Annotated in this window: 7 protein-coding genes and 1 pseudogene; 1 reads left to right on the plus strand and 7 read right to left on the minus strand. The window is 52.6% G+C overall.

Annotated features, from left to right (window positions below):
- The 6 genes and pseudogenes from AC2VLY_RS13340 to rpoE all read right to left on the minus strand — a co-directional run.
- Positions 1 to 207: pseudogene (locus tag AC2VLY_RS13340) on the minus strand (DUF4845 domain-containing protein); the annotation flags it as partial.
- Positions 208 to 292: 85 nt separating this feature from the next.
- Entirely contained in the window at positions 293 to 1,084 is a 792-nt protein-coding gene (gene lepB / locus AC2VLY_RS13345; RefSeq protein ID WP_486922433.1) for a signal peptidase I, read from the minus strand.
- Between the two features lie 19 nt (positions 1,085 to 1,103).
- The gene (gene lepA, locus AC2VLY_RS13350; protein ID WP_486891863.1) at positions 1,104 to 2,906 is read right to left on the minus strand and encodes a translation elongation factor 4; all 1,803 of its coding nucleotides are present in this window, start codon (positions 2,904 to 2,906) and stop codon (positions 1,104 to 1,106) included.
- Between the two features lie 103 nt (positions 2,907 to 3,009).
- A complete protein-coding gene (locus tag AC2VLY_RS13355) occupies positions 3,010 to 4,458 on the minus strand; it encodes a DegQ family serine endoprotease (RefSeq protein WP_486922435.1) in 1,449 nt (482 codons plus the stop codon).
- 130 nt (positions 4,459 to 4,588) lie between these two features.
- On the minus strand, positions 4,589 to 5,251 hold the full coding sequence (locus AC2VLY_RS13360) for a sigma-E factor negative regulatory protein (protein WP_486891864.1): 663 nt from the start codon (positions 5,249 to 5,251) through the stop codon (positions 4,589 to 4,591).
- Positions 5,248 to 5,874 carry an RNA polymerase sigma factor RpoE gene (gene rpoE / locus AC2VLY_RS13365; RefSeq protein WP_193651243.1) on the minus strand — a complete coding sequence of 209 codons (627 nt, stop codon included), beginning with the start codon at positions 5,872 to 5,874 and terminating at the stop codon, positions 5,248 to 5,250. The genes AC2VLY_RS13360 and rpoE overlap by 4 nt, the downstream gene beginning before the upstream one ends.
- Positions 5,875 to 5,986: 112 nt before the next feature.
- Here rpoE and nadB point away from each other — a divergent pair, with 112 nt between their 5' ends.
- Positions 5,987 to 7,612, plus strand: coding sequence for an L-aspartate oxidase (nadB, locus tag AC2VLY_RS13370; protein WP_486922434.1), 1,626 nt, complete (start codon positions 5,987 to 5,989; stop codon positions 7,610 to 7,612).
- Here the strand turns inward: nadB and AC2VLY_RS13375 are convergent.
- Complete coding sequence (locus AC2VLY_RS13375; protein ID WP_486891866.1) at positions 7,527 to 8,042, minus strand: hypothetical protein; 516 nt, start codon at positions 8,040 to 8,042, stop codon at positions 7,527 to 7,529. The two genes, nadB and AC2VLY_RS13375, sit on opposite strands and share 86 nt — an antisense overlap.
- Positions 8,043 to 8,178: the final 136 nt, after the last annotated feature.

The raw sequence follows: 8,178 nt of genomic DNA on the forward strand, positions 1-8,178 counted from the left end.
TTGCGCCTGTTGCTTGACGATGTTTTGTAAGGACCAGTAATCATAGTAGCTGGGCATCACTTTCACGACAAAAGCAATGGCCAGTACCAGCATCAAAATCCAGAAAATCACCCCGATAAGACCGATGCCAGCCTCCGGGGATGATAACTCAGCAGTGTTTTGGGGCAGACTGCCGAGCTTGCGGACAAATGGATTATAAACTTGCATTGAGGGAATCTCCCAAAACTCTGGATGGACTTATGCCCGCCATTTAGACGCCAACGATGCTTTATGCAAGTGTATTCAACAAGAATTAATGCTGACCATCCAGCGAACGGCCAATCTGCTTCCAACGAATAGACCAGTCTTCTGCATCCCAGGAAAACCACACAAACATGGCTTTACCGACAATATTGCGCTCTGGCACTACACCCCAGAAACGACTGTCATTACTGTTATCCCGGTCATCTCCCATCATGAAATAGGAATGGGGGGGGACTTTATAGGGTCCAAAATTCATCTGGGCTTCAGGCGTATCAAACTCAATAATGTGAAAATGGTGGCCACCCAATTCCTGGGCATATTCTTTGGTGGGAATGACCATGCCCTCGGCACCCTGTCCTTCTGGACGGTAATTAAAATTCCCGATAAATTTTTGCGGGACCAGTTTGCCGTTGATGTAGAGGTCATTACCCTTCACTTCGATCGTATCACCAGGAAGACCGATGACCCGTTTGATATAGTCAATGCGGGGGTTTTTGGGATAACGAAACACCATAATATCTCCGGCTTCTACCGGGCTGCCCCAGGTTAAGGGGGTATGAATGAGGGGGAGTCGCAAACCCCACTGAAATTTGTTGACCAGAACAAAGTCACCGACCCGAAGGGTTGGAATCATCGAGCCCGATGGGATCTGGAACGGTTCAAACAGAAAGGAACGAATTAAAAAGACAACGAGCAGCACCGGAAAAAAACTGCGCGCATATTCTACAATGAGAGACTCACGGGTTTCCTTGTCGCGCCTGCGCCGCAGAAAAACAATATCTACCAGCCAGATCAGACCAGATAACAGCACCGCCAAAAACAAACCCAAAGTAAAATCCATTGACGTTTTTCCTTCCTTTTTAGCGTTTATCGCTCTTGAGTACCGCCAGAAAAGCTTCTTGCGGAATTTCCACGTGTCCAACCTGTTTCATACGCTTTTTGCCCTCTTTTTGTTTCTCCAGCAATTTTCTCTTGCGGGAAACATCCCCGCCATAACATTTGGCAAGCACGTTTTTACGCATTGCCTTGACGGATTCTCGGGCAATAATTCGGGCACCAATCGCCGCTTGTATGGCCACTTCGAACATTTGTCGGGGAATAAGTTCACGTAAACGGGTAACCAGCTCACGCCCGCGACGCTCGGAAACATCGCGATGGACAATCCAGGACAGGGCGTCCAGCTTTTCGCCATTAATCAAAATATCCATTTTAACCAGTGGGCCGCTTTCAAAACGGGCAAACTCGTAATCCATGGACGCGTAACCGCGACTGACTGATTTCAAACGATCAAAAAAGTCCAGGACCACCTCATTATGGGGTAAGTCATAACGCAACATCACCTGCCCCCCCGTAAACTGCATATTTTTCTGCTGGCCACGCCGTTCTTCGCACAAGGCAATCACCGGACCCAGATAGGTTTCCGGCACCAGAATATTGGCGCTGATGACCGGCTCCTGAAAATCGGCGATTTTCTGGACGGGGGGCAATTCTGCGGGATTGGAGATTTTCAGAGTCTGCCCATCGGTGGTAATCACCTGATAAACCACGGTGGGTGCGGTGCTGATGAGTTCGAGCTGATATTCCCGTTCCAGGCGTTCCTGAACAATTTCCATATGGAGCAAGCCGAGAAACCCACAACGGAAGCCAAAGCCCAAAGCCTGCGAAGTTTCGGGTTCAAATTGCAGGGCCGCATCATTCAGACGCAATTTCTGCAAAGCTTCACGAAAATCCTCATAATCGGATGAATCAACCGGATACAAGCCGGTAAACACTTGCGGTTGCACCTCGCGAAATCCCGGCAAAGCCTGGGACGCTGGCCGATCCTGTTCAGTCAGGGTATCACCTACCCGCGCGCCTTCAATACTTTTGACTCCGGCGATAACAAACCCCACGGCACCTGTTTCCAGTGCCGGTACGATCAACGATTTCGGGGTAAAAACCCCTACTTTTTCGACCACATAATTTTTCTGCCCGACCATGGTAACGACCCGCTGACCGGGCCGGATGGATCCGTTCATGACCCGCACCAGCACTACAGTACCCAAATAGTTGTCAAACCAGGAGTCAATAATGAGCGCCTGCAAAGGTGCGTTAGCATCCCCTTGGGGAGCGGGAATCTTTTCAACCACTTTTTCGAGAATCTCGCGAATGCCGATACCTTCCTTGGCGCTGGCCTCAATGGCGTCATCAGCGGGGAGTCCGACAATTTCCTCAATTTCCGTACGCACCCGGGCAGGATCTGCCGCTGGAAGATCAATTTTATTCAGCACTGGAACAATTTCGAGATCATGCTCCAAAGCCGTGTAGCAATTAGCCACACTTTGGGCTTCTACCCCCTGGGAGGCGTCCACAACCAGCAAAGCACCTTCACAGGCTGCCAGGGAGCGGCTCACTTCATAGGAAAAATCCACATGACCTGGAGTATCAATCAAATTGAACTGATATTCCTGCCCGTCCTTGGACTTGAATTGCAGACGCACACTTTGCGCCTTGATGGTGATGCCCCGTTCTTTTTCAATATCCATGGTATCCAGTACCTGACTGGACATTTCCCGCTCGGTCAGGGCACCACACAGGCGGATAAACTGATCAGCCAGCGTGGATTTACCGTGGTCCACATGGGCAATGATGGAAAAATTTCGAATATGTTGCTGCTCAGTCATATACCCTTAAATCCCTGACAACCTGACAGGTCTCACTGTCCTGCTCGACACCATAACAAAAAGGGCTGGTACATACACCAGCCCCGGACGATTTCTCTATGCTTCAGCGCGGAAGTGAAAGCACTATATAGAAGCTACCGTCACCACGACGCACCAATACTGGAACTGGCTGCCCGGCAGGCAGGGAAGCTACCAGCTTTTGCAATGTACTGACGTTATTGACGGGCTGTTGCGCCACCTGAAGAATGACGTCTCCCGGGCGAATGCCTGCTTCCGCCGCAACACCCGGTGCGACTCCCAAAACCAGCACGCCGGTATTGACGTTCAGTTGCTTGCGGGCTTCTGCCGTCAACGGACCCACTTCAATACTCAGCCGCTTGATTTCACCTTTCCGGGTTTGTGCATCAGGAGCAGATGCCTTCTCGGTCGCTTTGTCCATATCCCCGGGCAAACTTTCAACAACAATATTCAGGGTCATGGGCTTACCGTCCCGAATGATTTCCAGTTTTGCCTTGAATCCGGCAGGCAGGGCTCCAACCATGGGCGGCAACTGACCCGAGTTGTAGATGGCATGTCCGTCAAAGGAAACAATCACGTCACCAGGACGCAAACCCGCCTTGGCGGCCGGGCCATCGGGCACTACCTGGGATACCAGAGCCCCTATCGGTTCTTTCATGTGGAAGGATTTGGCGAGATCCATGCTGACATCCTGAATCATTACGCCCAGCCAGCCGAAATGTACCTTCTGATGCAGCTTGAGTTGTTTGACCGCGTCCATGGCCACATTGATGGGGATCGAAAAAGATAAACCCATGTAACCGCCACTGTTGGTATAAATCTGGTCATTAATCCCAATGACCTGACCGCGCATGTTAAACAACGGACCACCGGAATTACCCGGATTGATGGGCACATCGGTCTGGATGAAGGGAATATAGGGGTCATCCGGCAATGGCCGGGCAGTAGCACTGACGACTCCCTGAGTCACGCTGTTCTCAAAACCAAAGGGGGAACCTACAGCCAGTACCCACTGCCCTACTTCGAGCTTGCCGGAATCACCAATCTGAACCGTCGGCAGATTATTGGCATCAATTTTAAGCAGCGCCACATCCATACGGGTAGACAGGCCCACCAGATGGGCCGTGTACTGGTGATGATTGGTGAGACTGACGATGATTTTCTGGGCACCCTTGACCACATGGGCTGCGGTTACAATGTAACCGTCCGGGCTGACAATAAAGCCGGAACCCAGCGATTGGACCTGATATTTCTGTCCCGGGGCGGTATCACCGCCCTGATCACTACCCGGTTGACCCGGTGCGCCAAAAAAGGGGGCAAAAAACTGGTTCAGGGGCGAGTTGGGCGGGAACGGAGAACCAGCACCATGCGCCGTCTTGGTTTCTGTCGTGCTGATATTCACAACAGCCGGCCCGAATTGCTTCACGATGGGTGTAAAATCCGGAAGTGCAACCATTGGTGCTGGTCCCGCAAACGCCGCAACCGGAAGCATTCCACCCACACTCAAAGCAAATCCCACACATAGCGCCACCATTGGGCGCTGTATACGCAGCACACGATTACTCACAGTACACTCCCTCCCAACCACGATTTATCACTTATTCGAATACCCTGCTTATCATCTCGGTATCCGGGCATGTTGGCAACAATTTAACATCAATTTTTTAGGGATAGCCGCCAGCAGGATTATAATTGGAAAAATTGCTGATGCCCGTTGCCGGGCTATATACCGTATTTTGCAGTCCACCAGCGTTTGGATAATAGGCTGATTCTGAAACCGTCAGATAGTTACTACGCCCCGGAATCCAGAGCCGCTTGATATCGCGCTGGATCATCAAATCCGGACCCGATGCCTGAACATTAAAATCGGCAACGGGGCGGAGATGAAACACCTCAGGACTACTCTGGGTGCCGCTTAACAATGCCGTTCGCTGATAATGAGCGAGATTTACATGATCACCTTGTCCTTCAGTCAGCGTATTGCGTGGTAACAAGCCCACCAAGGTGACTGACACTACCAGAACGGCTGCTACTGAACCGGCTTTCATCCAGAAAGGACTTATGGCACTCCGTGATCTGGCGGCACGGGGAGCCAGAATACCGGGCTCATCGGCTATTTGTGCGGCCACGCGATCGGCAAATCCGGCAGAAGCCCATTGCGTCCCGGCGCGATCGTTTTGCAGCAGAAAAGAAACCCGGTACTGGTTTTCCCAGGCATCACGAAGGCTCTGCTCACTTTGCAATCGGGCAGCCATACGATTCGCCTGCAAGGGACTCATTTCGCCTTCCATGAAGGCCATCAGCTCTTTTTTTGTTTGTTCGTTCATGACTTTTCCTGATCTAACAAAGGTGCCAAAACTTTGGCAATGGCCTCACGAGCCCTGAAAATACGGGACCTCACAGTACCCACCGGACACTCCATAACCTGCGCAATTTCGTCATAACTGAGCCCTTCAAATTCCCTCAGGGTGACTGCTGTTCGCAAATCCTCCGGCAATTCCGACAAGGCTCCATCAATATGCTCAGCCAACTCCTTACTGAGCAAAACACCTTCAGGTGTATCGTACTCTCTTAGTCCATCGGCACTGGCAAATTGTTCCGCATCTTCAGTTTCGGCATCCACAATAGCCACCTGCCGACCCTGGGCGACCAGGTGATTTTTCGCGGTATTGACGGCAATACGATATAACCAGGTATAAAATGCACTGTCTCCCCGAAAATTCTTCAGTGCCCGATAGGCTTTGACAAAGGCTTCCTGGGCCACATCTTCCGCTTCTTCAGGAGTTCGCACAAAACGTCCCACCAGGGCGACCACCTTGTGCTGATATTTGCGAACCAGAAGATCAAATGCTCCTTTCTCGCCTTTTTGCACCCGCTGAACGAGGAGCAGGTCACTGGACGCACCACTTTCCAGCGCACCACTTGTGCCGCGTCCACTTGTTTTACTCATTCGGCCTTCCTTTAGGGTTCCGGTGCCGTTCTTCACCTTGTTAGCGCGTCATCGTATCATGAGCAGTGCGTTTTCTTGCAACGACTTCACACTATTTTCCACAGGACGATGAATGCCCGCTTTCGATTTTTTAATTATAGGCTCCGGCGCCGCTGGCTTGAGCACAGCATTGGGGCTTGCCCGCCTGGGTAGCGTGGGTATTCTCAGCAAGGATCTGGCAGCGACTTCGGCCAGCGACTGGGCTCAGGGAGGAATGGCTGCCGTCATGGATTTCACCCGGGACAGCATCACCATGCATGTTGAAGACACGCTGGGTGCCGGTGCAGGCCTCTGTCACCCGGCGGCAGTGTCACGGATTATTCGTGCCGGACCAGCGGCGGCACAACAGCTGATCAATTGGGGTGTACCATTTGATCAGCAGGTGCATGGTGAATGGCATTTGACTCGCGAAGGGGGGCATCGTGTGCGCCGGGTTCTGCACCGGGCGGATACCACCGGCCATGCCATTGAAAGCACTCTTTTGACGCAGCTGCGTCAGCATCCTGAAATCAGCCTGATGGAAAATCACTTTGTCACTGATTTATGGCTACAGGACGGATCCTGTCAGGGAGCCTGGGTAATTGGAAACGGGTCCAGCTTGCCGGAATTATGGACTGCCCGCGCTGTCATACTGACCAGCGGTGGAGCGGGTCAGCTGTACCTGCATACCAGTAACCCACTGGTAGCTACAGGAGACGGATTGGCCCTGGCTTACCGGGCCGGGGCTGAAATCGCCAACCTTGAATTTATCCAGTTTCATCCAACAACCCTTTATGATCCGGATAACACACCCTTTTTACTTTCGGAAGCCTTGCGCGGTGAAGGTGCCCTGCTCCGTCTTCCCGATGGCAGGACTTTTTTGGAGCAGTACGACCCTCGTGCCGAACTGGCCCCCAGAGATATTGTGGCCCGCGCCATTGATGCCGAAATGAAAAAAAATCAACTTGCCTATGTCACTCTGGATATCAGTGCGCAGCCCGGTGAAAGGATACGTCAACATTTTCCGGCGATATACGCCCATTGTCTTGAACACGGCCACGATTTGACGCGTGAACCCATTCCGGTCGTGCCCGCCGCTCACTACACCTGTGGTGGGATTGTTGTGGATCAGTCAGGACGCAGCACGGTGCCCGGGTTATTTGCTGCCGGTGAAGTCAGCTCCACGGGCCTGCACGGTGCCAACCGCCTGGCCAGCAATTCCCTGCTGGAATGTGTGGTCGGCGCGGCAAGTATTGTCGAAGCTCTGGAAGGTTTGGCGCAACTTCCAGATAAGCCGGATGGCAACCGGCATGCCTGCCCACTTTCAACGACTCATGACCGCACTATTTACAAGGACCATATCGAGACGCTGCGCCACGACATTCAGAAACTGATGTGGCAAAGCGGCGGCATCATTCGCAACGATCGGGATATTCAACAGGCCATTGAGCGACTGGAAAGCATGCGAACCCGGATTGGCGACGTTGCGGGCATATCCAGGGCGTATCAGGAGTTGCGCAATATGCGCCAAAACGCGGAAATTCTGCTGCGTTCTGCGTTGTTTCGGCGTGAATCCCGGGGCTGTCATTATAATAGCGATCATCCTGACACCCACAACAATCCCCAGGATATGATCAGCCAGCGCGACCAGGAACAGCCTTACGCTCGGCCCATACCTGCCGCAGATGCAGACGCCACAAGCGCCAGACAGCATCCCTGACCGGGAAAACACCAATCAGCGTGTATTTTTGCTTGTGGATGCCGCGTAGCGTCAGCACGCCCAGCCGGGGGTGCAGGAAGGGCCATGCCCGCAGCTGCACCTGTACCTGTTCGCCATTGCCCAACTGCAGCAAATAGTGATTCTCGGGTCCGGACATCAAGGCGATCGGTAGCGCAATCCGCCTTTGTATTGACCAGGGGCAAAACCACAATGTCCAGATAATAACCAGCAATAACAGAGCCATCCCAAAACGGAAATTATCCAGCATGCTCAAAAATGCACAGAGTCCCGCCAAGCAGCAGGACAGACTGTGTAGCAGTGCCTGCTGCTGAACGCTCCCACAGGAAAGGGGAGGAAGTACTTTGTCCCCGGCAGCCATCGCGCTATCATCGGGGCCTGCTTGTAATAGCCATCGGGAGTTTTTATTCATGTCATCAGCCGCCATCCAATTTTCCCTCCTGAGTAGCGAACTGGGGCTTATTCATGCCTATGGCGCGGAGGCCGAAAAATTTCTGCAGGGCCAATTCTCCAATGATCTGCGCAGCCTGACCAGTGCCGGCCAGGGA

This window comes from Acidithiobacillus sp. TH-A36, from assembly GCF_057473445.1.

Coding starts and splice junctions, on each gene's coding strand:
- lepB (WP_486922433.1), bottom strand. CDS start 1,084: ATGGATTTTACTTTGGGTTTGTTTTTGGCGGTGCTGTTATCTGGTCTG.
- lepA (WP_486891863.1), bottom strand. CDS start 2,906: ATGACTGAGCAGCAACATATTCGAAATTTTTCCATCATTGCCCATGTG.
- AC2VLY_RS13355 (WP_486922435.1), bottom strand. CDS start 4,458: ATGGTGGCGCTATGTGTGGGATTTGCTTTGAGTGTGGGTGGAATGCTT.
- AC2VLY_RS13360 (WP_486891864.1), bottom strand. CDS start 5,251: ATGAACGAACAAACAAAAAAAGAGCTGATGGCCTTCATGGAAGGCGAA.
- rpoE (WP_193651243.1), bottom strand. CDS start 5,874: ATGAGTAAAACAAGTGGACGCGGCACAAGTGGTGCGCTGGAAAGTGGT.
- nadB (WP_486922434.1), top strand. CDS start 5,987: ATGCCCGCTTTCGATTTTTTAATTATAGGCTCCGGCGCCGCTGGCTTG.
- AC2VLY_RS13375 (WP_486891866.1), bottom strand. CDS start 8,042: ATGAATAAAAACTCCCGATGGCTATTACAAGCAGGCCCCGATGATAGC.